This is a genomic window from Cohaesibacter celericrescens, from assembly GCF_002866925.1.
In the GTDB taxonomy this organism is placed as follows: Bacteria; Pseudomonadota; Alphaproteobacteria; order Rhizobiales; family Cohaesibacteraceae; genus Cohaesibacter; species Cohaesibacter celericrescens.
Map to the genome: position 1 here is coordinate 362,662 of NZ_PKUQ01000001.1, position 22,508 is coordinate 385,169.

General features: G+C 48.8%; 23 protein-coding genes. 12 read left to right on the forward strand and 11 right to left on the reverse strand.

The annotated features are described in order from the left end of the window. Positions 1–10: 10 nt before the first annotated feature. On the forward strand, positions 11–1,453 hold the full coding sequence (gene pyk, locus C0081_RS01690; protein WP_101532058.1) for a pyruvate kinase: 1,443 nt from the start codon (positions 11–13) through the stop codon (positions 1,451–1,453). 202 nt (positions 1,454–1,655) lie between these two features. On the opposite strand, the gene ykgO is transcribed toward pyk, so the two are convergent. Beyond that, entirely contained in the window at positions 1,656–1,781 is a 126-nt protein-coding gene (gene ykgO / locus C0081_RS01695) for a type B 50S ribosomal protein L36 (RefSeq protein ID WP_097153051.1), read from the reverse strand. Positions 1,782–2,325: 544 nt separating this feature from the next. Between ykgO and C0081_RS01700 the strand changes: the two genes are divergently transcribed. Further along, positions 2,326–3,654 (forward strand): anaerobic C4-dicarboxylate transporter, encoded by a 1,329-nt coding sequence (locus tag C0081_RS01700; RefSeq protein ID WP_101532059.1) that lies wholly within the window; start codon positions 2,326–2,328, stop codon positions 3,652–3,654. A gap of 136 nt (positions 3,655–3,790) precedes the next feature. Further along, a complete protein-coding gene (locus C0081_RS01705) occupies positions 3,791–4,105 on the forward strand; it encodes a hypothetical protein (protein ID WP_101532060.1) in 315 nt (104 codons plus the stop codon). A gap of 1,215 nt (positions 4,106–5,320) precedes the next feature. On the opposite strand, the gene C0081_RS01715 is transcribed toward C0081_RS01705, so the two are convergent. The 6 genes from C0081_RS01715 to C0081_RS01740 form a co-directional block, all read right to left on the reverse strand. Beyond that, positions 5,321–6,187, reverse strand: a complete 867-nt coding sequence (locus C0081_RS01715; RefSeq protein ID WP_101532062.1) for a dioxygenase family protein — start codon at positions 6,185–6,187, stop codon at positions 5,321–5,323. A gap of 9 nt (positions 6,188–6,196) precedes the next feature. Continuing rightward, positions 6,197–7,504: a TRAP transporter large permease gene (locus tag C0081_RS01720; RefSeq protein ID WP_101532063.1), complete on the reverse strand. Its 1,308-nt coding sequence runs from the start codon at positions 7,502–7,504 to the stop codon at positions 6,197–6,199. Next, positions 7,501–8,058: a TRAP transporter small permease subunit gene (locus C0081_RS01725; protein ID WP_101532064.1), complete on the reverse strand. Its 558-nt coding sequence runs from the start codon at positions 8,056–8,058 to the stop codon at positions 7,501–7,503. Before C0081_RS01725 ends, C0081_RS01720 begins: the two co-directional genes overlap by 4 nt. A gap of 18 nt (positions 8,059–8,076) precedes the next feature. Beyond that, entirely contained in the window at positions 8,077–9,153 is a 1,077-nt protein-coding gene (locus tag C0081_RS01730; RefSeq protein ID WP_101532346.1) for a C4-dicarboxylate TRAP transporter substrate-binding protein, read from the reverse strand. A gap of 197 nt (positions 9,154–9,350) precedes the next feature. After that, positions 9,351–10,016, reverse strand: a complete 666-nt coding sequence (locus C0081_RS01735; RefSeq protein ID WP_101532065.1) for a malonic semialdehyde reductase — start codon at positions 10,014–10,016, stop codon at positions 9,351–9,353. Further along, complete coding sequence (locus C0081_RS01740; protein WP_101532066.1) at positions 10,013–10,894, reverse strand: fumarylacetoacetate hydrolase family protein; 882 nt, start codon at positions 10,892–10,894, stop codon at positions 10,013–10,015. Before C0081_RS01740 ends, C0081_RS01735 begins: the two co-directional genes overlap by 4 nt. Before the next feature lie 103 nt (positions 10,895–10,997). Here C0081_RS01740 and C0081_RS01745 point away from each other — a divergent pair, with 103 nt between their 5' ends. Further along, positions 10,998–11,381, forward strand: a complete 384-nt coding sequence (locus C0081_RS01745) for a YciI family protein (protein WP_101532067.1) — start codon at positions 10,998–11,000, stop codon at positions 11,379–11,381. Positions 11,382–11,596: 215 nt separating this feature from the next. Here C0081_RS01745 and C0081_RS01750 read toward each other — a convergent pair whose 3' ends face one another. Next, positions 11,597–12,295 (reverse strand): GntR family transcriptional regulator, encoded by a 699-nt coding sequence (locus tag C0081_RS01750; protein WP_210200356.1) that lies wholly within the window; start codon positions 12,293–12,295, stop codon positions 11,597–11,599. Positions 12,296–12,688: 393 nt separating this feature from the next. Then, positions 12,689–13,078 (reverse strand): ArsR/SmtB family transcription factor, encoded by a 390-nt coding sequence (locus tag C0081_RS01755; RefSeq protein ID WP_101532068.1) that lies wholly within the window; start codon positions 13,076–13,078, stop codon positions 12,689–12,691. 440 nt (positions 13,079–13,518) lie between these two features. On the opposite strand from C0081_RS01755, the gene C0081_RS01765 reads away from it, so the two are divergent. From C0081_RS01765 to C0081_RS01790, 6 genes are all read left to right on the forward strand, one after another. After that, the gene (locus C0081_RS01765) at positions 13,519–14,520 is read left to right on the forward strand and encodes a permease (protein ID WP_101532070.1); all 1,002 of its coding nucleotides are present in this window, start codon (positions 13,519–13,521) and stop codon (positions 14,518–14,520) included. A 65-nt stretch (positions 14,521–14,585) separates the two neighbouring features. Beyond that, positions 14,586–15,293, forward strand: a complete 708-nt coding sequence (locus tag C0081_RS01770; protein ID WP_101532071.1) for a type 1 glutamine amidotransferase — start codon at positions 14,586–14,588, stop codon at positions 15,291–15,293. Between the two features lie 478 nt (positions 15,294–15,771). Next, positions 15,772–16,863, forward strand: coding sequence for a glycosyltransferase family 4 protein (locus C0081_RS01775; RefSeq protein ID WP_101532072.1), 1,092 nt, complete (start codon positions 15,772–15,774; stop codon positions 16,861–16,863). Positions 16,864–16,870: 7 nt separating this feature from the next. Next, positions 16,871–17,641: a hypothetical protein gene (locus C0081_RS01780; protein WP_146006382.1), complete on the forward strand. Its 771-nt coding sequence runs from the start codon at positions 16,871–16,873 to the stop codon at positions 17,639–17,641. Next, a complete protein-coding gene (locus C0081_RS01785; RefSeq protein ID WP_180966708.1) occupies positions 17,638–18,351 on the forward strand; it encodes a glycosyltransferase family 29 protein in 714 nt (237 codons plus the stop codon). Before C0081_RS01780 ends, C0081_RS01785 begins: the two co-directional genes overlap by 4 nt. Continuing rightward, positions 18,342–19,328 carry a polysaccharide pyruvyl transferase family protein gene (locus C0081_RS01790; protein ID WP_101532075.1) on the forward strand — a complete coding sequence of 329 codons (987 nt, stop codon included), beginning with the start codon at positions 18,342–18,344 and terminating at the stop codon, positions 19,326–19,328. Before C0081_RS01785 ends, C0081_RS01790 begins: the two co-directional genes overlap by 10 nt. A gap of 324 nt (positions 19,329–19,652) precedes the next feature. Here the strand turns inward: C0081_RS01790 and C0081_RS01795 are convergent, their stop codons facing one another. Beyond that, the gene (locus C0081_RS01795) at positions 19,653–20,210 is read right to left on the reverse strand and encodes an SIS domain-containing protein (protein ID WP_101532076.1); all 558 of its coding nucleotides are present in this window, start codon (positions 20,208–20,210) and stop codon (positions 19,653–19,655) included. Positions 20,211–20,292: 82 nt separating this feature from the next. Continuing rightward, positions 20,293–21,324, reverse strand: a complete 1,032-nt coding sequence (locus C0081_RS01800) for a LysR family transcriptional regulator (protein ID WP_101532077.1) — start codon at positions 21,322–21,324, stop codon at positions 20,293–20,295. Between C0081_RS01800 and C0081_RS01805 the strand changes: the two genes are divergently transcribed. Continuing rightward, entirely contained in the window at positions 21,281–21,589 is a 309-nt protein-coding gene (locus C0081_RS01805) for a DUF2218 domain-containing protein (protein WP_101532078.1), read from the forward strand. The two genes, C0081_RS01800 and C0081_RS01805, sit on opposite strands and share 44 nt — an antisense overlap. A gap of 68 nt (positions 21,590–21,657) precedes the next feature. Further along, complete coding sequence (locus C0081_RS01810) at positions 21,658–22,494, forward strand: glutathione S-transferase family protein (RefSeq protein ID WP_101532079.1); 837 nt, start codon at positions 21,658–21,660, stop codon at positions 22,492–22,494. Positions 22,495–22,508: the final 14 nt, after the last annotated feature.

Consider the following 22,508-nt stretch of genomic DNA (forward strand, 5'->3'; position numbering starts at 1 on the left):
GAAAACTGTTGTGACTGTAAGACGTAACCGGAAAGTGAAAATCCTGGCCACATTGGGCCCGGCTTCATCAGAGCAAGAGCAGATCAAAGGTCTATTTCTAGCTGGCGCCGATGTTTTCCGCATCAATATGAGCCATTCCAGCCATGATATGTTGCGCGACTATGTGAAAAAGATTCGCGCCGTAGAAAAAGAAGTAGGCCGCCCGATCGGCATTCTTGCCGACCTGCAAGGCCCCAAACTCCGTCTAGGCCGCTTTGCCGACACCAAGGTTAAGCTGATCAATGGCGCGCGTTTCACTTTGGATAGCTCCGATGAACCAGGTACCATTAGCCGCGTACAGCTACCACACCCCGAAATTTTCGGTTCTGTAAAAGAAGGCGACATCCTGCTTCTCGATGATGGCAAGGTACGCCTCAGAACAATCAGCGTTGCTGCAGACGCCATCCACACAGAGGTTGTCACCGGCGGAGACATTTCTGACCGTAAGGGTATCAGCTTCCCGGACTCGACCCTTTCCTTCTCCGCGTTGACACCAAAAGATCGATCCGATCTCGATGCAGCCGTTGAAGCAGAAGTCGATTGGCTTGCTTTGTCCTTTGTGCAGCGCCCCGAAGACGTTGCCGAAGTGCGCAAGCTGTCCCGTGGGCGCACAGGCATCTTGTCTAAAATCGAAAAACCACAGGCTGTTGAATGCCTCAAAGAGATTATTGAGCTTTCAGATGCCATCATGGTTGCACGTGGCGACTTGGGCGTCGAAATGCCGTTGGAAAAGGTTCCTGGTGCCCAGAAACAAATCACTCGCGCCGCTCGTCAGGCCGGCAAGCCCGTGGTTGTTGCTACCCAGATGCTGGAATCGATGATCACATCACCAATGCCGACTCGGGCAGAAGTGTCAGACGTCGCAACCGCCGTGTTCGAAGGCGCAGATGCTGTTATGCTGTCTGCAGAATCGGCAGCAGGCGATTTCCCCCAAGAAGCCGTCGCCATGATGGACCGTGTAGCGCAAGAAGTTGAATGCGATCCCTACTATGGCAACATCATGTATGCTCAGCGAGCAGCACCTGAAGCGACTGCCGCTGATGCCATTTCCGCAGCAACGCGCCAGATCGCTGAAACGTTGAATCTGGCCAATATCGTTTGCTACACATCCTCAGGCACCACCGGTCTTCGTGCGGCACGCGAACGGCCACAGACACCGATCATCACGATGAGCCCGATCATCGCCACAGCGCGTCGTCTGTCTCTTGTATGGGGGTTGCATTGCATCGTTTCCGAAGATGCGGGCACTTTGGATCAAATGGTCGACCGCGCTTGTAGCAAATCCTATCAGGAAGGCTTTGCCAAACCCGGCCAGCGTGTGATCATCACCGCTGGTGTCCCACTGGGCACACCGGGCGCCACCAACATGCTGCGCATTGCCTTTGTTGGCAGCGACGGCCTTGGCGGCATCTAATCGCACCAGCAAGCCAACCAACGGTAAGAATCAGAAAAGGGCCGGTTTACCGGCCCTTTTCTTTGCCCTGTCATAAGCTGCCATCTTACATGCGCTTCATCCGGTGACTGCGATCAAACAGCAGACAATAAAAAACGCGCATGAGACAATCGCTCATGCGCGTTTTTTATGTTTAGCCAACAAAGAGTTGCCTAACGCTTAATCAGCCCTGACGAGCTTTAAAGCGAGGGTTCTTTTTGTTGATGATGTAAACACGACCCTTGCGGCGAACCATGCGGTTGTCACGGTGACGCTTGGCAAGTGCTTTCAGCGAATTCTTGATTTTCATTGTCCCAAGCCTCGGCCATTATAACGAAACAAAAAGCGCGCCAGAGCGCGCGTAAATTCGAGCGGAAACTACGATCCCTATCGAGCATTGTCAACTGGCAATTCACCCCAATCCAGCAATTTCATGACTTCAGCGCAAAATCGGCAAGAAGAGCAGATGAATCCGCAGCATCTGACAAGCATACACACACCTGACACGACAATCTTGGATAATCCAACCCAATTTGCACATTTATGAACATCAACGGTGTGGTGCCCGACGCTGAAAAGCAGAATCACATCTCTTGATAAACTTCATAGGAGCTATGCATCCACTTGCGGGGATAAACCTCATGAACGGTGCGGTGAGTTGATCTGCCTCATATGGCAAACCACTTATCTACCTTAGACAAGGCATCATCAAACAATGCGCATAAATAACGATATCTTCAAAACAAGTCGCATTACCACTGTTGGGCAAGCACTCCGTAAAAGCCAATACGGAAAGCACAGAGATCTCTGGTAAAATCAGAGGCGTAGCGCAGATTGCGCAAGGAGACTGTAAGATGTTGTATCTGGAATTCTTATTCCTTCTGGTTATGCTATATATCGGCTCTCGATATGGCGGCATAGGACTTGGAGTTGTTTCAGGCATTGGCCTCGTCGTTGAGGTGTTTATATTCCAAATGCCTCCGACCTCCCCTCCCGTCACCGTGATGCTGATTATTTTGGCCGTCGTCACCTGTGCGTCTATATTGGAAGCTGCGGGCGGTCTTAAATACATGCTGCAAGTCGCAGAGCGACTGTTGCGGGCCAATCCCAAGCGCGTCACTCTCATCGCGCCCTTTGTAACCTACGCAATGACATTCATGCTCGGTACGGGCCATGCTGTCTATTCCATTATGCCGATCATTGGCGACGTCGCTCTGAAAAATGGCATTCGTCCAGAGCGCCCTATGGCTGCAGCATCGGTTGCTTCCCAAGTGGGCATCACCGCGTCCCCCCTCTCTGCAGCAGTGGTCTTCTATCTGGCGCAATTATCCGAAATCAATCCAAACATCACGCTATTTTCCATTTTGATGGTTACCGTCCCCGCCACCTTGTGCGGTACACTATTGATGGCTCTTTACAGCATGCGTCGCGGCAAAGAACTGGCCGATGACCCCGCCTATCAAGAGCGTCTGAAAGATCCCGAATGGCGTGCCAAAATCGAATCCACGACGGCAACCTCATTGGATGAAGTCTTGCCTTCCAAGGCACGCAATTCCGTGCTGCTGTTCATTCTTGCCATCGCCACCATCGTCTTTATCGCAATGGTGCCCGAAGTCAGAACCATCGCAGGCACGGACAAAGCCATCTCTATGTCCGTTGTCATTCAGATGATGATGCTCTGCTTTGGCGGCATCATCTTGCTAGTTACCAAAACCAATCCACGCAGCGTGCCAGACGGAGTGGTCTTTAAATCCGGCATGGTCGCCGCCATTGCGATTTTTGGTATTGCTTGGATGTCTGATACCTATTTCAAATTTGCAATGCCACAGTTCAAATCCGGCATCATTGAAATGGTAGAACTATATCCATGGAGCTTTGCTCTGGCGCTGTTCGTCGTCTCTGTGGTTGTGAACTCTCAAGCTGCCACGGCACGCATGATGTTACCTGTCGGCCTGGCCATCGGCTTGGAACCGGCTCTCCTGATCGGTTTAATGCCTGCTGTATACGGATATTTCTTCATCCCCAACTATCCATCAGACATCGCGACCGTGAACTTTGATGTCACCGGCACCACCAAAATCGGCAAATTCTACTTCAACCATTCCTTCATGACAGTTGGATTGATTGCTGTGATCACCGGTTCGGTTGTCGGCTATCTGCTTGCACAAATCGTGATTGGCTAACAGCCCTAAATAATCTCGTCAGGCCCATTGGGTCTGACGAACACCTTCATGTTGATGGGACAAAAAATCCTCGACAGCATTCTATTACCGAGTTAGCTTCTTAAAACACTTTGCAACCAATCCTGGGAGGATAAATATGGCATTTGGAGGCACCGCCGATCTCAATTGGCACCACAAGGAAGTGGTCTTGTTAGACTTGAAATGGGTCAACAAAACCATGGTGATGCACGTCGAAATGAAACAGTTCGAGGAAGAAGAGCATCAGGGCAATGCCCCCACCATCATCTTGAGCCGCCAGTCTCAAGGTAAGCTTGAAGACATATTGGTCGTCTCAGGTCGCGCCGGAGGGCACGTGTTGGTGAGCTTGGATCCACAAGACCGCCTGATAGGACGGATCAACCAATCCAACCCCAATTCAGCTGGCACGGTCAAATGGGAGATCATCACCTAAACTAATACCGCGATGCTGATTGCCAGCAACAGATCAATCATCCTTGGAGTTTAAAAACCGGAACAAGCAACAGGCTTGAGCCTAAATCTCCAGACTGTGCAGATCTGATTTCTGTTTCTATAGGCCGAAAACGCCAAGTAACCTCAGACGACAGAGTAGCAACAGCAGATGTTGGTTGAATCATTTTGCCCGCATGGGCCACAGAAAGCTTCAGTGATGATGAAGGCGGCAGCGTCTGTATGCCGCCGCTCCAATCACAACGAAGACGCGCAGTCGGGATATGGCAGTGACGTTACGCGGTCACACATTTCCACATCAACGACAAACAAAACCCTACGCCCACAGCAAAAGGCTCAGAAAAATCCCACGCACCTTCAAGAATAGAGTATAATAAAAATACAACCAGAAGGATAAGACGTTGACCCAGCCCACTGCCCCCACAAACTCCTCGGACCAGTCGAACCTCCCTTACAAAGGGAGAGCGTTGTGTACTTCACTTGTTGAAGCAGACTTGGATAAATGCCTTGAAATCCTAATCAAGCACGCGACAGAAATAGGCCATGAGTTTCATCAAGAAACCAAAAGCTTGATAGAGTGCGAAATGGCCTTCAAAAAATAGACGATCACTTGAACCGCATGCTGGGTGAAACAACACTCAAACGCTACCAGATTCAAAAAACACTGGCATGATGGCCTTGCAAGGAATGGAATTCACCAGCTCAACAGTGAAGAGCTCAGGCTTTTGTGCCACCTGAGCCCTTCTTGCTGGTTTTGTCTTCAGAGTGTCCCCTACCTTCAGACCCCATCTCAATATCAGCCATAAGTAGAAATTTCAATCAAAACGGGCCTTTGGTGCCGAGAAAGCACACGATTAAACCGCACAACTGACATTTTAACCAAGAATGTCGAAAAACTGTCATATATCCATCGCCGCCGATGCTTGCATCGCTGTAATATGATCATTGTCAAAAGGATGAAATTGAAAGGTTTCCACCTTTAGAAACAGCAGAAACTCGATCATCAGGAAATGCGATTACCAGCAAACCCATACCCATACCCATACCCATAATGGCACCATCAGAAATAGATATCGAGCTTCAACCAAAGTTTCAGCCACTGGAACCATACATTGGTTACCCTTATCAGTAACACATGGTTTGTTTCCTGCCGTGGCAAGCAAAATGCCCTGATCGTGTGCATATCAGGGCCTGCTATTTAAGCGTGGGATAGAATAAGGTCGAAATCCACACGGGAATAGGCATCCTTGACGGTTCCGGACAATTCATATCCTTGAGGAAACGTCCCCGCTTCTTGTGGCACATAGGTCATCACCAGATCATCACGCACCCCGAAAACCGTATCTTCATTAAGATAGGGATCATCATCGGGAAAAACTTCTGTAACCAATGTTTTATAACCCTCCGCAGAGGCAATATAGTGCAGATGCGATGGACGCCAAGGGTGACGGCCTGCCGCCCTCAGGATCTCCCCGACAGGCCCATCGTCAGGTACGGTGTAACTGACGGGCCGGACCGTGGTGAAAGTATAGCGGCCATTTTCATCGGCAGTCATCAAACCATGAAAAGAATGGATGTCCTGATCTGGATCCTGACTGGAATACAAGCCATTGGGTGCGGTTTGCCAAATGTCCAGCTTTGCACCGGGAATGGGGTCTCCATCAACACCGCGAATGGTGCCATTAACCAACAAGACCTCGCCTTCGAAGTCGCCTTTCAAATCCCCACCCAAAGCCAGCTCTGGCGGATTGGAAACGTGGAACGGCCCCAGAACAGAAGATGAGGTAGAGTCTGGCGCTGAATGCATCATATCAACGAGGGAGGAAAGGCCCAACACATCGGACAGCAAGACAAATTCATTGCGTTCCGGCGTGGTAATTCTACCCGCCCATTCAAGAAATTCCAGACCCTTGCGCCACTCATCATGCGTAAGGGAAGTTTCTCGCGCGAAATCGTGAATATGTTGGGCCAATCCCAGCATAAGCTCGCGAACACGCGGATCAGTTTCAGGACCAAAATAGGCAGAGAATATCTCTGTGATATTGTCTTTTGTTACTGTGCGCATAGCGAATTCCTAATTTAAGATAGCAAGGCTCAGGCTTGGAAAAGCAATGAGCAAGATTTGAATGAAAAGCATCACCCCGGCGAAAGGCAGAGCACCCAGAAACACATCTTTGAGCTGGATTCGGTCATCATTGAGCGTGGCTTTGATGACGAAACATGAAATACCAAGGGGCGGCGTTAACAGACCAATTTCTGCGCCGACCACAGTCACGATTCCGAACCAGACCAGCGACAGGCCCATCGGCTCGATCAGGGGCAGAAAGAGCGGCACGACGATAAGAATGATAGACGAGGTATCCAACAGCGTACCCAGAAACAACATCAGCAACACATAGATGAACATAATCTGGAAGAAGCTGGCCTCTGACGAGCGGAGCATCTCACCCAGTTCGTTTGGCAGACCTGCCAAACCCAGCATACGCGAGTAGATGGAAGCAGCAGTAATGAGAAACAGAATGGCCGCAGTGATATGCCCGGTTTCCAGCAAAGCTTCCCAAAACGTCCGCAATGTCATGCTCCGGCGCACAAAAGCGATACCCAAGGCAACAAGAGCCCCTGTTGCACCGGCCTCCACAGGTGTCAACCAACCGGTATAAATCCCCCCCAGAACCACCGCGATCAAACCTGCCGTTGGCCCGAGTTTTGAGAGAATGTCTCTCCAAGGAAGCATTTCATAGTCGGTCGAGGGACGCCCACCAACAAAGTTGGGAGTGAACCGGCCCATAAACCAGATCGCACAGATATAGGCAGCAGCCAGCAACAATCCTGGAACGACCCCAGCCAAAAACATATCACCGACGGATTGCTCCGCAACAAACGAATAAATGATCAACATCGCCGACGGTGGGATGATCATGCCGAGTACAGAGGAGCCGGCGACCACACCTACGGCAAAGCGCGGGTTATAACCGTAATGCATCATTTGCGGGACGGAAACTTTTGAAAAAACCGATGCAGACGCGATCGAGGACCCGGTCACAGCAGCAAACACGGCATTGGCACCGACTGTTGCCATGCCAATACCACCTTTGACGCGCCGAAATCCCGAACTCATCACCTCATACACATCATGTCCTAGACCTGCCTTGGAGACAATCAGCCCCATGAAGGTAAAGAGCGGCACGGTTGCAAAAGTATATTCCATCACGCTGTCACTGACCGCGATCTTTATCAGATTTATCGCTAGATCATAATTGTCACGCATGAGCCAGATCGAAACGAAACTGACAACCCCCAAGGCAATAGGGATGTAAACGCCTAAATAAATCAAAGCCACAATGGCTACGACTGATATCAGGCCAATATCAATAGGACTCATTTCACATCCTCATGTTCGGGAGCTTTGATCAATTCCGGCTGGACCGCTGGCGACAAGACCTTCAATATGAAAATTACGGTACAGAGGCATGCACTGAGGAAAATAACCAGTTTGATCGGCCACCAAGGCGCGGTGAAGACTCCGGGCACACCAAAATAATCATTTGATTGCCACATATCGTGGAATTCGGGCCAAATGGCGATAGCAATCAAACACATAAAGACAGCTGACACGCAGTCAATCACATGCCTGACACCAGCAGCCAGGTTCGGGTATCGCTTACTCAGCACAACCAGAAATCCATCGGAGCGGGTCAAGCGATTGACCCGCGCCACGTCTGGCAATTGCATAAAAACGATCATGACCATTGAAAACTGGACGATCTCGACAGCGCCAAGAAACGGGGCATTGAAGACGCCCCGCGCCACAACATCAAAATTAACGATCAACACCAGGATCAAAACGATGAGCGTTCCGATGACATTGGCGATGATGGCAACTTGATTTGCCATTCCAGTGAGCGTTGCCACCAAAGTTTCAAAGGTTTTCTGCATTTGCTTCAACCTTCAAACTCAGTTGCCAGAAGCCCAATCGCGAACACCGGAGTATCCTGCTGCTTTCAGCTTGTCCAAATAGGCGCGCAACATATCATCGCCAGCTTCGCCATTTTTATTAAGGGTCGAGGCCCATTCAGCAGCAACATTTGGCATGGCCATAGCCCAAGCTTTACGGTCTTCTTCGCCCACTTCGACGATTTTACCACCAGCGGCGACATAGGCTTCACGACTGGCCTGCGCCCGTTCCATTGCCAGACCAGACAAATGATCGCGATAAAGAATAGACACATCCTTCAAAACAGTCTTCACTTCATCTGGAAGTTTTTTCCAATAGTCAGCATTGGCAGTCACTGTTTTGGAGTTAACCGCACCGAGGTCGGCCTGCAGCATGTAAGGGGCGACTTCAGCAATTTTGAAGGTTTTAGCAGCTTCCGGCCACAGCAGGGCTTGGTCCACCAGACCGGTTTGCAGCATGCTATAAAAATCAGTGAGACCACCACGCACGCCCGCCGCGTCCTCGAGACCTTCAAGATAGCGCAAGTTCATTCCAGCGCCGGCGATCTTTGAGCCTTTGAGGTCAGATGGCGAGGCAACTTCCTTGCTTGAAAAAACCTGATAGGTATCAAGAACAACACCGGTCGCCAGATAGACCTGGTTCTGTTTGGCGAATTCATTTTGCATGGCAGGGAACTCGCGGGCAATTTCATCAATCGCCTTAGCAACTGCGCGTGCGTCTGTGGTGACAAATGGCGTTACCGCCGCCAAAGCCTGACTGGGCAATTTGGAAGAATGGAAGATCGTGGTGACGATACCAATATCACCCAGACCAAATTTGATCCCTTCCAAAACACCTTTGGGCTTAACGATTGAGCCGCCATAGCTCTCCTGCCACTCCATTTTGTAATTGCCGGTTGCTGCCAGTCTTTTATCAACTTCGGGAATAAAGAAGCCCGTAAACTCTTTCACCCAAAGCGCTCGCGCCGGATATCCATCGATGACGACTGTCTTGATTGTTTCTGTTGCCAGTGCCGTGCCCGAAAATAGGCTTGCTGCGACCGCAAAAACGGCCAAACCTTTTGAAAAATTACGCATATTGTCCTCCTCCATTTTCTTTTTCCCTCACCAAACCCAAGCCAGACCCAAAATTATCTAACTGCCTTCAATAAGCTTTGTGAGCTGGATTACTTTTTTAACTCCTCCGGACACCGCACTATCGGTCCTCCAACCTAGCGCGATGTCTATTCTCTATTCTCTTGCAAGAGACTTCCCTTTGCCACGAGCCTTAAGTCTCAGGCATACGAACAGGCCTGATCGAACGCAAAGCGTGGCAACTTCTGGAACAATGCACTTTCATCGGCATAACCAAGATTGCACAGGAAGTTCGACTTCAATGTCGTTCCGGCAAAAAATGCTTTATCGACGATCTCGTTTGAAAATCCAGACATAGCGCCAACATCAAGCCCAACCGCTCGTGCCGCGATCATGAAATAAGCGCCTTGTAAGGTTCCATTGCGAAACGCGGTCACTTCAGAATGCTCAGGCTTGCCTTCAAAATGCGGTCTGCGATCCTCGTGCGGAAACAGGAACGGCAGTTCCCGCCAGAATTCCAAATCATGGGCAATAATCGCGGTAACCGGAGCCGCCATCATCTTGTCGACATTCTTATCCTTAAGCGACTTAGCCAACCGCTCCTTTCCTTCACGTGATGTAACAAACACAAAACGTGCTGGGCAAGAATTCATGCTGGTAGGACCACTGGCCGTGATGTCATATATCTTATGCAGAAGGTCATCAGAAACAGGACGTTTCTGCCAAGCATAATGCGACCGAGCATCGGTCAAGATCACATCCAAAGACGCCTGATCCAACGATGCTTTACGCTCTCTGAGATCACGCACCAGCTGTTGGGCTTGTGCTCGGGCATGCTCAAGTTCGCTGCCTGCCAATCCCGTCATGATGCTCTCCCATCAGTTGAGAGATCCTTCTCATCCACAACTGGGCTGTAGCAAATGCCGATGCCTTCGACTTCAGCCTCAACAACCTCACCGGGGCGCAGCCAACGCGGTGGCTTTTTGGCATGGCCAACACCGGGAGGTGTGCCCATCGCAATCAAATCACCCGCGCGCAATGTGGTATATTCAGAAATAGTCGAGATTGTGCGCGCCACAGACCACATCATATCTGAGGTACTGGCGCTTTGCAGGATTTCATCTCCCACACGACTTTCGATCTTCAGACCCGTCGCCCCTTCAGGCAATTCATCGGGAGTGACCACAAAAGGCCCCACCGCACCTGTCTGATCAAAATTCTTTCCCGGTGTCCATTGATGCGTCTTGCGTTGATAATCTCGCACCGAGCCATCATTAAAAACCGTATAACCAAAGACATGACCCAACGCTTCTTGTTCGGCAATATGACGCCCGCCCTTACCGACAATGAGCATCAGCTCGACTTCATAATCCAGTTTTTCCGAACAGCTAGGACGCACCATAGGGGCACCGGCAGGCATCAATGAATCCAACGAACGCATAAACAGAGCAGGATAGTCAGGAACCTCATACCCTCCCTCTTTGATGTGATCGATATAGTTAAGGCCGAGACAAATAATTTTGCCTGGATTTGCAACTGGCAATGCCGGCGTAATTTGGCTCACGGCAATTTCTTCGCCCGCAATCCCGTCAAATGAGAGGCCCGCAAGCAAAGCAGGATTGGCAATCAACTGCATCAGATCTCCACCCACTTCAGGCATCAATCGGGTGAGATTTTTGGCGGCCTCTCCCTTTACAGCATAGACCGCAGATTTTCCGTCAATGTGACCAACTAATAATTTCATTCTATCCATCCTGTCTTTGTTGGTCGATATTGGCGGGAATTTTTACTATTGTCAATAATTATCGATTATTTTATGATATCATCAAAATAGGAGGTATTTATAGATGCTATGGAATGATTATCGAAATGCAGCAAGAGAACGCGGCGCCCTCGCACTGGAGCTATATGTCGTGCGCTCCATACCCGGCGATGATCCCCAAGCTGTAAAGGCCAATTTGGCCGATCACTTGGCCTATCAACGCCAGCTGGAAGAAGCAGGCTTACTGGCCTTTGCCGGACCTTTGTCCGATGAGACAGGCGATCAGATGCAAGGCGAAGGTATGATTGTCTATCGCGCCACGTCGCTGTTGCATGCCAACCAACTCGCTCAGAGTGATCCGATGCATGTGTCGAACGCCAGACACTATTCCATTCGGAAGTGGTTGATAAATGAAGGGTCGCTGTCCCTATCGGTGGGCCTGTCGACCAAAACCATCAAGCTTGATTGAAGATTTCGTTGACGGGCACCGCGATCCTGAGTGACCAACCAGGCACTTTGTTTGCACGACCTCGAGCCGAAGCAAAGAGTTGTCTGAATTAAAACACCCCCCCACCTTGCGCGACACTTATCAGACAGACGTCACCAAGACAGGCCAAGCCTAAAACAACAAAGCCGACAATATCGCTATTGCCGGCTGCTTTAAATATAAAGAGAGAGTGACGATTACTCAGGCTGCCTAGATGCCCCGGCCAAAAGCCCTGTCAAAAAAGCACCCGTCTGCTGATAATGATTAACAAGCCGCTCTGACGCCAAATCAATGTCGCCATCGATTGCGGCCTGAAGAATGCCATCATGCTCACTTGCCACATCACGCCTTTGATAATTAAGCGAGCGTCCAGCTAAATAACGATAGCGAATATTCAAGTCATAGAGCTGACTGCAAAATTTCAAAAGGATAGGTGACCCACAATTGGCCAGCAAAGCCAGATGAAATGCCTTGTGCCGATCTTCAAAAGCATCAATGTCGTCGCGCGATTCACGCACCATCCTGTGATGGCTGAGAACCAATTGTTCTTCCCAGTTTTCATCGCGGTGTTCGATGCTTTTCCGCAGAGCCATATCCTCCAACGAGCATCGCAACCCCAAAATTTCCTCGAAATTCTCTCGGCTGGCACTGGCGGTACGAAATCCCCTCTGATCAAGCCGTTCAACCAGCTGATCGGAAGTCAATAAACTCAGCGCCTCCCGTATGGGAGAGGCACCAGTGTCAAGTTTGGCGCGAAGCACCTCGATTTTCAGTTGCTCGGCAGGCTTCAGCTCACCGGTGACAATCATCCGCCACAGCGCCATATAAGCATTCTGCGTTGCCGATCGACCGGCCGTAGGCATATTGACTGTTCGGGAAAATGTATTTGCGCTCATTCCATCAAAATATCGAAAATATCGAAAATTTCAAGAATTATATTCAATAGAAAGCTGAATTTTTAGAGTTTCAAAGGGCTACGACAGCTTCATCTCGTCCATAACCATCAGATATCGCTGAATTTTAGCATATCTTTTTGTATCTCAGATACTATCATCAGCAGCCCACACGCCGAACCATAATCGATTAAATAATTTTATATAATAATAATCGATTTTTGTCGCAAGCAAAAGCCTCGCACAAATACTCCATCTTATGGAGTTACTCTTGTTCTCAAATCATTTCCATTGCCCGCCCTATTTCACAACAAAGGAGGGCAAAAAAACAGATTTGAAAACAAGGCGCATTGCAAGTTGCGCACTTGCCATCAGATTTACCGGACGCAGGATCCATCACTCAACTCGGCTCACCCACTCTTCACTATTCGGCCCAACGACACATTCATTATCCACTCTCATATCCAAACGAATTTGGCAGCGTTTGGATACGTCACCAAAGTCGTCCGGTGGCAATTGGCGCACGGAAAGAACCAACGACTTCCAATGAGGCTCTGTTTGTTGATTGAGTGTATAATAAACCCATTTCCCACGTTTTTCCTGCGCCAGCAACCCAGCTTTATAGAGCATTTTCAAGTTGCGAGAGACGTTATATTGCGTCTCACCGGTCACATCCATGGCCTCGGCAACAGTAATTTTTTGGTCGACATGAATGAGTAACCAGCACAGTTTTAAGCGGTGAGGTTCGGCCAGAGCCTTTAAAGCGTCAAGAAATTGTTCGTCCATTTAGCGCGGTTTCCGTTTTCGTAGACTGGTCACCACTATAACCATACCAACCAAGAATACGATACCAGAATGAGTGGCATGAAAAGCCAATTCAACCCCGCTAGCCCCGGAGAAAAGGGCGAACCAAAAAAATGGGCAAAAAAATCCAAGGAGCGCAATGTTCCTGCCAGTCCGGGTTTGGTCGGAAATATCCCCTCCATGAACCAAAATCGAAAATATCTTAAACATGTGACTGTATGCGCACCACTTGCTTAGGTTGCCCAAAACTGCCTTTACCATTTTGTGTTCCTCCAAATTCCCGCTTGCTGTCAAAACTGGCAATATCATGTTTTATTGAATAATTACACACTTGCACGTTTGTGCATACTTGTATATAGGATGCGCATCATGATCTAAAATAAGACCCTACTAATACACAACATTAAGGTGATTTCGTTGTTATGGAAAAACTGACAATTGCACTGGATGAATTCATCCATGTGGGTGGCGCATTAGTCATTGTGATTGCTGTCGTTTCAATCCTTACCGGATTTATGCGCGAGTATATTCCGCAAGACAAATTGCAAAAGAAGCTGACCAAACATGAAAAGTGGGGACCCCTGTTTGGCGCTCTATTTGGCATGTTAACCCCATTCTGCAGCGCGTCGGTTGTCCCTGTATCTATGGGCATGGCGACAATGGGCGTTTCTCTAGGCACCGTGCTGAGTTTCTTGCTGTCAGCACCCCTTTGTAATTTCATTGTGCTGGCCATGGTCTATGCAACATTTGGCTTTAAAATCACAGCTACCTATCTGGCGCTGACCTTTAGCGCGGCAATATTTGGTGGCTGGCTGATAACAAAAACGCCTTGGCGGAACGAAATTAAACGCGGAGAAGAACTAGAGAAAAAAAATGCTCCGAGCTGTTCTGCACCAGCCCCAACCTCCTGTTCAGCACAGCCCGTTGCGGTATCTTGTTGCACAGAACCAACAACCGCAAACGTCAACACAGGGTGTGGTTGTCCCGACACCTCTTCAGTGACTATGGCTGAGCCGACAAAGACGCAAAATGCCCTTCGCTTTGCCCTCGCCCTATTCAAAAAAATCATACCCTATGTACTAATAGGGGCACTGATTAGTGGCCTTTCAGCAGCTTATTTACCATCGGAATTGGTGGAGAAATATGTTGGCGGCGACAACATGCTATCAATCGTGATTGCGGCGGTTATCGGGGTGCCTCTTTACCTGAGAATTGAAATGGCAATTCCTCTGCTCAATATTTTGATTGTAAAAGGCATGGGCTTGGGCCCTGCAATGGCACTCATCATTGGCGGCACGGGTGCAAGCCTGCCGGAAATTGCATTGGTTTCTTCCGTGCTAAAACCAAAAGCAGTCATTGCTTTTGTTGCTCTGGTATTGACCACGGCAATTCTTGGCGGCGTCCTTTTCCAATATATATTCTAATACCCCTCCCCTTTGAAGGTCTGCTTAGGCAGGCCTTCTTCAACGATGATCTTGTGAAAACTGCTATGAAAATAGGTATTATATTGTGCGGCGACGTGCCGACTAACTTATTAGAAGAATTCGGCAGCTATTCCGATTGTTTGCAGAAAGCATTGGCTCTGAATTTACACGAGCGGCCCCTAGAATGGAATATGTACCAAAATCATCAGCTGCCCGATACGGTTGACCGATGTGATGTTTACATTATTGGCGGCAGCCCTTTTGGTGTAAACGACGGTTTGGAGTGGATTGACGAGCTTGCTTGGTTTGTGCGCGACGCGTTTCATGCACGCAAAAGGCTAATCGGGATCTGTTTTGGCCATCAACTGATCAATCATGCCCTTGGAGGAAAAGTTGAAAAATCCGCGCGTGGTTGGGGACTGGGTACTTATGATGTCTTCTTTAAGCAAGATCTCGGTGAAATGAAAGTTGGACAAACCATGGCGTTACTCGCCATCCATCAAGATCAAGTAATCAAGCCAGCCAAAAATTTTGACATTGTTGCCGGAAGTGATTTCTGCCCACATTATATCACAAAATATCAAAATCAGGTTTTAACGGTTCAAGGTCATCCTGAATTTAATTACTCATTTTTTGAGGCACTACTAAATCAGAGGAAAGATAGTCTTTCAGAAGATGAGATAAAACAGGCTTTGATAGATAACAACAGTCAGGAACACAGATCTATTTGTAATAAATTTTTGAATAAATTCATATTTTCACCTAACACCTAAAAGCAACGTAATCTCCTATATGGTTGCTATCCGGTTGGATGTCAGTATCACATTTAAAAAATTCATACATATGCCACCTTGGACAAGAGTTCTAGCTTTGCGTCGCCGCCTAAGAGCGGCATGTTTGAACCATGAAGAAGGGCCTCCAGCCATACACACTGCGTTAACAGACCAAACCCGAGGAGTTTTGAGATCTTCGTTGCAGCTCAACAGACTCATAAATTCGGCACCACCAGTCTCTTATGGCTGGGAGGCAGGCATTATCAGTTTGCATCAATGAAGACCAAATTCTCCTAACTATTCCTTCGGTTCTTTCCTATGGCGTGGTTCTGTCTGTGTCCTAGGACATTGCGTGGCCTTTTCCATGCCATGCTAACCGCACATTTCCTACACACTTTGCACATACTGGCTGCAATTTCTCTGTCTATCTCTTGTCCAACCACTTTGGATTTGCAAGGAAAGATGGAGCACGGTTCCGATGAAGATTGCTATTATTCTCCCGCGCCACATGTTTTTTGGTCCCCAATATGCGACGGCGATCGATTTGTGCGTGAAGGAATTCGTTTCTAACTCTCGTTTCAAAACCGATACCAAAATTTTCGGAGCAGAGATCGACACACCATTTGAAGGCTTGGCTTTTCAGCCAATCCACAAGCATGGCGAAGGCATCAGCTTCAATCAATTGGTCAGGGAACTGAAGCTATATGATCCGGATGTGATCGTTGTACAGCAACATGTGCCGACCGCCAGAAAGCTCAAAAGTCACTTTCAAAACAAAGCGTTTGTGCTGCACAAACACAACAATCCCGCGCAAAACATCTCATTCATAAAATCCATCCGGGAAACCATGGATTTCGGATTTATAGACGAAACGATCTTTGTAAGTGAATATTCCAGAAACATACTTTTGCAACGAAAACCAACTCTTAGCGAAAAAACGCATGTTGTCCATAACGGAATAGACGTGAGCCAACGGCAGCCATTCTTGTCCAAAACCCAAAAAATCTTGTTTGCCGGGCGCGCTGTGCCTGAAAAGGGCGCCCTTGAAGCGATCCAGGCAGTAGCAAACATTGTGAACCAAAATCGGGACTGGAAAGCCAGTTTCGTACTCAGCACTCTTGGGATGAGCGAAAGCTATCTGGCCGCAATACAACAGGCATTTTCTAACATTAATCCCGAACAAGCTTCTCTCAAATTTGACCTATCCCACGGGCAAGTCATGCAGGAATTTGACGCCTCTTCGGTCTCTATTGTTCCCTCCATTTTCAATGAGCCTTTCGGGCGTACAGCCCTTGAAAGTCTAGCCAGTGGTGCCGCATTGGTCACGTCCATGAGGGGGGGAATCCGCGAAATAGCCGGCGACATAGGCATAGCGATCACTCCGACTTCCATTCAGTCGATCACCGACGCATTGCAGAAACTGATCAGTCAGAAAGATGAGATTACCAGATTGGGAATGGTTGGCCGACAACGCGCATGCAGCTTGTTCGACATCAAGAAGAAAGCCGCCCAGATAGATGAAATCTATGTGAAAGCAATGAACAAAAAACATCTAACGCTGGCGGCTTGATAGCAACATGACTTTTAGAGACATTCGAAATTTGGTCGAGCAAGTCGCTATGCAGCTGGATATTCAGCCCAGCACAAAAACAAGCCAGCTGCAGAATCTCTACAGCGGAAAGTCCGTCTTCCTTGTAGGCAATGCACCGTCCTTGAATCTGCTACCTCTCGACGCCTTGTCTAAAGCCGAACTGCCCTTTGTTGCCGTGAACAACGGAATTAGATTATTCAAAGGCAGACCTATCCCGTTTCATATTGTCTCCGACATTGATTGCTTTGGCCAAAATTACAAATCATGGAACGATTATGAAATAGGCCATGGCTTTTATCGCAAGCGTTTCTTGAAGCAACATCCCTCTGCCAATTCCGATCTGACTTATAAAAAAACCTGGGTACCCTATCGCAACGGCGGCATTCTGAAGCGTGGCTTTCAACCTGATATGCGTCTGGGAATAGGAAATGATTCCAGTGTCTTGTCCTTTGCAGCCCAAATCTGCTTCTATCTCGGTTTTCAAACGATCTACGTGATTGGCTGTGATCTCACCTACCAGCAAGGCAATGAATATGCCTATGAGATGAGTGAAAAAGACCGAACACTTGAGGCTCATGAAGAGACAAAAAACAAACGCAGCTCAATTGCCCACACTGATGCTGAGTTTGGCATTCTCCATCAGCGTTTTTCAGCTGAAGGCCGACAAATATTCAATTGTGGAATCGGCGGCAATCTGAACGCCATCCCGCGTCTACCGTTTGCAACGGCTCTGCTCAATGAAAAGAAATGGCAATGAACCATCAAAACTCCAGTCCTCCCGACATTGGCAACCGCAATCGACCTCATACCGAACTGATCGACAGGATCCCCATCCCCCCACGCAGGCGACCAAGGCCGAGTAAAATCCAAGCGTTATGGGCCCGGTTGTCATTGGCTATCAGCCCACTGCCAAACGCAGCTGATGCATTGCAAACACTAAAAGGGAAAAAAGTCGCACTGGTGGGAAATGCCCAATCCCTGACCCTGCAAAAATATGGCAGCCAGATTGATAGCCATGACATCGTCATTCGGTGCAATCGCGCTGTTTTAAAAGCGGCGGATAGCCATGGAACAAAAACAGACTGGTTTGCACTTAGCCAGCATGTCGATCTGGAGATGATTCAACAAAGAAACGCCTCACGAGCACTTTGGTTTTCACAAAATCGCAAATATTTGCCGTTCTGGATGGTCCAAAGACAGTTTTCCTCTCACCTGCTCACAGCAGAGGAATATCGCAGCATATGTGTTGGTTCCGGGCTAGCCCGACCATCGACCGGCTTCATGATGTTCCATCTCGCTATTGAATCAGACTGCGAAATGCTCACCCTCTATGGCTTTGATTTTTTCAAATCGAACTCAACCAGCGGCGACCACACAGCAACCACAACACCGCATAATTTCAGCGCTGAAGAAGCGGTCATCACAGAACGAGCCAAACGGGATACAAGGGTCACTATATGCATCTGAAGGCTTGCCTATTCAACGACACAAGTGACGAGAATCACCATGGCTGTAATTTGGTCGTCAATAATTTGCTATCCGGATTGAGCCGGAACAATATTTCAGTAACAAAGCGCTTTCCGACCCGCTGTAAATTCTGGAAGAACCGTGACTTATCACGAACTCTCAATGAATTTGATTTGATTATCATCAATGGCGAAGGCACGCTTCACGATGAATCCAATTATGGTGAAAGGCTGCTCCAGATTGTCAATCTGACCAACCGGCCGACCTATCTAATCAATAGCTCTTATTACAACAATCCCCCTGAATGGGCGGCATATCTTACGAAGTTCAGAGCGATTTTTACACGAGACAGCCAGAGCGCCAATGACATATCGCGTTTGATTGGTAAAGAGGTCCCATGGATGCCGGACCTGTCGCTCCTGAAACCCTTTTCGCCGCAGCCAACAGCCAATAGACAAGGAACAATATGCGGCGATTCCGTTATCGATGACATTACGGAGCAGCTAATGGCATGGTCTCAAGCCGACAATACCGATTTTCTTCCCATCATGTCGTCGCCAATCCGCATCATTCCGGGAAGAACCGGTCTGAAAAGACGCATCAATGTCAGCACCAGCACCATATCCCGCCTGATCGCAAATAGACTTTCAGGGCAAGGGAATTATAAAAAACAACATGCCGATTATATCGATGCCATATCCAAATCGAGCCAGCATATTACGGGCAGGTTTCATGGAGTGTGCATTTCCCTAATGACCAGAACACCCTTTTTGGGTATTGAGTCCAACATACCCAAAATTTCACGGATGCTTGATGATATCGGACTCGGACAAGAGCGCATTCTGACAGAAATCAGCAAAACAACCATATATGGTGATGTTGCTTTCAGCGTTGATGAATTGGCCATGATCAATGCTTACATAGAAAAAGCACGGAGCCAATTTGACCAATTTGTCACAATTGCACATCAAGGCTAAAGGTCCCGCCCATGCCTAATCTTTAACAAAGGGCGCACCTTCTCGCTGTTATTACTTGTAAATTTCAAAACTTAACGCCCTTCTGGCTGTAATGATCAAAGGCTTTCTTTTGTTATCTCTTGGTGTGAACCTTGCGCAACAGAGTGCCACGCAGCAATCGGTTTAGCCCGGGCCTGCCACCGCATTGTGCCGCTCCTTTGAACGCATATTATGCAACCAACTAGGTAAGCTTACACTCCCCCACTTGCGACTTAGCCAGATGGTCCACGACGAGCTGTAAGCTTGCCGTGGGTGTGGCTTGGTTTAGCGACTGTCTTCCCCACATCACTCCATATTTGTATGCCGAGCGCGCATGGTTTCGGCATCTACTCCAATGCGTTTTTTGAGCATGAGGACCATCACTTCGAAAAGAATGAACATGGCGCCCTCATATAGAGATCCCATAGGCAGGACAGATGCATCTGTTTTGTCCAAGTCATCGGCCATGGTCTGCGCCGAAATAGGCAAGACGAGACTCGCAAGTCGGGCGGAAGCCGTCTCTGGTTGCGCTGTTAAGAACAAAATATCAGCACCGGCTTCATGAGCTACAGTCATTAACGCCGATACGATTGAAAGTTCTCCTGGACCTGCGGATGCAATAAACAAGTCCCCTTCCCCTAACGGCGGCGCAGAAATGTCTCCTTGCATTGAAACGGAGCACCCGAGATGGTGCAATCGCATCGCAAATCCGCGGATTTGGAGTGCCTCTCTACCGCAGCCGTAAAGCACAATATTATTGGCAGATGCTATTGCCTTACACGCAGCATCGACCGCACCTGGATCAATATTCAAAATCGAATGACTCAATTCTGAGATTGCTTTCTCCGCGAAATACCTCACCATGTTTCTCCCTATTCATGTGGCAGATAGAGCTACGCTACACATTTTCCAAGCACCTCGATATAAGGACGCATGCTTGCCTAGATCAAAGCATCAGTTCTGTGCGGTTCTCGAGGAAATGATCGATGAGGCGGCGAGTTAGCGACTTTTGCGGGCCGATGTCGGGCCAAACTGCGTAAATGCCAAGTACAGGCAGGTTCCAATCTGGTAGCACGTGTATCAAACGCCCCTCGGCAACGTCCTTTTCAATCTCTCCGAGCGGGAGGTGCCAAATGCCGAGTCCGGCCAGCACGGCGGCCTTGGCTGCATTTACTGTATTGACCTCGACACGCATGTTTGTGGGTTCAAAACTAAAGGATTTCCCTGCACGCTCCAGCGTCATCATTGATGGAATTTGCGTGACTGCGATGAAATCATGCTCGACCAGGTCTTGCGGACTCCCAATCGGCGCACACCCGGCAAGGTAATCGGGCGAGGCCACTAAAAGCCGTTTAAAATCTGCGATACGTCGACTTTTCAGACTGCTGCTGCGCATAGTCCCCAAACGGATAGCCAGATCAAACCCATCCTTCACCAGATCAGCCGGAGCGTCGCTGCAATGAAGCGATATTGCAACCATCGGGTGCCTCTTGGCAAAGTCCCACAGCGTATAATGCAGGCGGCTTTGTTCATCAAAGGCAGGCATCGCGACGTGCAGCGCACCCACAGGTTCCTCATTGCCCGCATTGATCGCATCAAGCGCCTCTTCGCCAGCGGCCATCATGCGCCGGGCGGGGTCAAGAGCAAGATGCCCTTCTGGTGTTAACGACATTGATCGCGTTGATCGAAAAAACAAAGTCACACCCTGGCTTTTTTCCAGCCGTGAGAGATGATGACTGATGACAGAGGTTGAGAGCTTCAACCGACGTCCAGCCGCACTCAGACTGCCTGTATCGGCAATCGCAACAAACACGGCGAGGCTACGGTAATCATCGATCATCTTTCTAATTCCTGTAAAAATGATTTCTCGAATTACAGGGTAATCAAAAAGGCAACTTCTGTCTATTTCTAGGTTCAACAGAAAGGCGACAGCAATGTTCAAAAGCACCGCAAATGTCACGACCACGCGCGCAAGCATCTACTTGCAACAACTTTGCAAACACTTCGGACACAAAGTTGAAGTTCAGTTTGACCCGCAATCTGGGAAAATCAAATTCCCTTTCGGGACTTGCGCCCTTTCAGCCGACGATACAGCCTTGGATATGACAGTGTTAGCTGACACCCAGCCTGATCTGACCAAAACCACTCGTGTAATTGCCAGCCATCTAGAGCGCTTCGCGTTTCGCGAAAACCCGACAATTGTTTGGCACCCCTACCCAACATCTTCGATAGATACTGCCTAAACTCAAAACCCTGATCACGACACTTTCATCTCCAAACGCACTAACATGATCTGAACAGGAAGAGACTCATGCCAATCCTTGCAACCAACAACCCTGACATCACGTCGCTCAAAGGTATTCACTTATATCACGCAGGCATGTCTAACTGCTCCATGCGTGTTCGCCTAGCACTTGAGGAAAAGGGGCTTGAGTGGGTCTCTCATGAGATCAATCTAGGCCAACAAGAAAATATTCAGGACTGGTATCTGGCGATCAATCCCAAAGGGTTGGTTCCCTCAATCATACATGATGGTGTTCCGGTGACAGAATCGGATGACATCCTTGCGTATTTGGAAGAAAAATTCCCTGAACCCGCGCTTGTCCCCACCGATCAGACCCTCGCTGCGGAAGCAAATAAATGGTTCGATCTGGCCGTATCTATGCACATAAAGGCGATCAAAACCTGGGTCTACAGCAGCACTGTCGGCGCCACCAAAAGGCGATCAGACATGGCCCATTATGCTGAGGTCCAGCCCGACAAAGAGCTTGTCACATTCCATCAAAAATCGCTCGACGGATTTAGCAAGGAAGAGGTCGAGGCGGCGCGTGAGATGATTGTCGATGCCTTTAGAAAGATGGAGTCCCGCCTTGAGGACCACAAGTATCTCGTCGGAGACGCACAAAGCATTGCTGATATCGCGTGGCTTCCACAATATGTTGTGCTGGATACGCTCGGTTTCGATTTTGCCCCCTATCCAGCGATCATTGCATGGGCCAAGCGCCAAGAAAGACGTCCCGCTTATAAAGCAGCGATCTCGAACTGGATGCCGAAAATTCCCGGATGGGCACTACGTGCAGGCATCAAAATTATGCGGACCTTTCGCAAGTGGACAACGGCTCGGCCTCACACTCATCCCCAGAACTAAATCGAAAATTGATA

Coding starts and splice junctions, on each gene's coding strand:
- ykgO (WP_097153051.1), bottom strand. CDS start 1,781: ATGAAAATCAAGAATTCGCTGAAAGCACTTGCCAAGCGTCACCGTGAC.
- C0081_RS01700 (WP_101532059.1), top strand. CDS start 2,326: ATGTTGTATCTGGAATTCTTATTCCTTCTGGTTATGCTATATATCGGC.
- C0081_RS01705 (WP_101532060.1), top strand. CDS start 3,791: ATGGCATTTGGAGGCACCGCCGATCTCAATTGGCACCACAAGGAAGTG.
- C0081_RS01715 (WP_101532062.1), bottom strand. CDS start 6,187: ATGCGCACAGTAACAAAAGACAATATCACAGAGATATTCTCTGCCTAT.
- C0081_RS01720 (WP_101532063.1), bottom strand. CDS start 7,504: ATGAGTCCTATTGATATTGGCCTGATATCAGTCGTAGCCATTGTGGCT.
- C0081_RS01725 (WP_101532064.1), bottom strand. CDS start 8,058: ATGCAGAAAACCTTTGAAACTTTGGTGGCAACGCTCACTGGAATGGCA.
- C0081_RS01730 (WP_101532346.1), bottom strand. CDS start 9,153: ATGCGTAATTTTTCAAAAGGTTTGGCCGTTTTTGCGGTCGCAGCAAGC.
- C0081_RS01735 (WP_101532065.1), bottom strand. CDS start 10,016: ATGACGGGATTGGCAGGCAGCGAACTTGAGCATGCCCGAGCACAAGCC.
- C0081_RS01740 (WP_101532066.1), bottom strand. CDS start 10,894: ATGAAATTATTAGTTGGTCACATTGACGGAAAATCTGCGGTCTATGCT.
- C0081_RS01745 (WP_101532067.1), top strand. CDS start 10,998: ATGCTATGGAATGATTATCGAAATGCAGCAAGAGAACGCGGCGCCCTC.
- C0081_RS01750 (WP_210200356.1), bottom strand. CDS start 12,295: ATGAGCGCAAATACATTTTCCCGAACAGTCAATATGCCTACGGCCGGT.
- C0081_RS01755 (WP_101532068.1), bottom strand. CDS start 13,078: ATGGACGAACAATTTCTTGACGCTTTAAAGGCTCTGGCCGAACCTCAC.
- C0081_RS01765 (WP_101532070.1), top strand. CDS start 13,519: ATGGAAAAACTGACAATTGCACTGGATGAATTCATCCATGTGGGTGGC.
- C0081_RS01770 (WP_101532071.1), top strand. CDS start 14,586: ATGAAAATAGGTATTATATTGTGCGGCGACGTGCCGACTAACTTATTA.
- C0081_RS01775 (WP_101532072.1), top strand. CDS start 15,772: ATGAAGATTGCTATTATTCTCCCGCGCCACATGTTTTTTGGTCCCCAA.
- C0081_RS01780 (WP_146006382.1), top strand. CDS start 16,871: ATGACTTTTAGAGACATTCGAAATTTGGTCGAGCAAGTCGCTATGCAG.
- C0081_RS01785 (WP_180966708.1), top strand. CDS start 17,638: ATGAACCATCAAAACTCCAGTCCTCCCGACATTGGCAACCGCAATCGA.
- C0081_RS01790 (WP_101532075.1), top strand. CDS start 18,342: ATGCATCTGAAGGCTTGCCTATTCAACGACACAAGTGACGAGAATCAC.
- C0081_RS01795 (WP_101532076.1), bottom strand. CDS start 20,210: ATGGTGAGGTATTTCGCGGAGAAAGCAATCTCAGAATTGAGTCATTCG.
- C0081_RS01805 (WP_101532078.1), top strand. CDS start 21,281: ATGTTCAAAAGCACCGCAAATGTCACGACCACGCGCGCAAGCATCTAC.
- C0081_RS01800 (WP_101532077.1), bottom strand. CDS start 21,324: ATGCTTGCGCGCGTGGTCGTGACATTTGCGGTGCTTTTGAACATTGCT.
- C0081_RS01810 (WP_101532079.1), top strand. CDS start 21,658: ATGCCAATCCTTGCAACCAACAACCCTGACATCACGTCGCTCAAAGGT.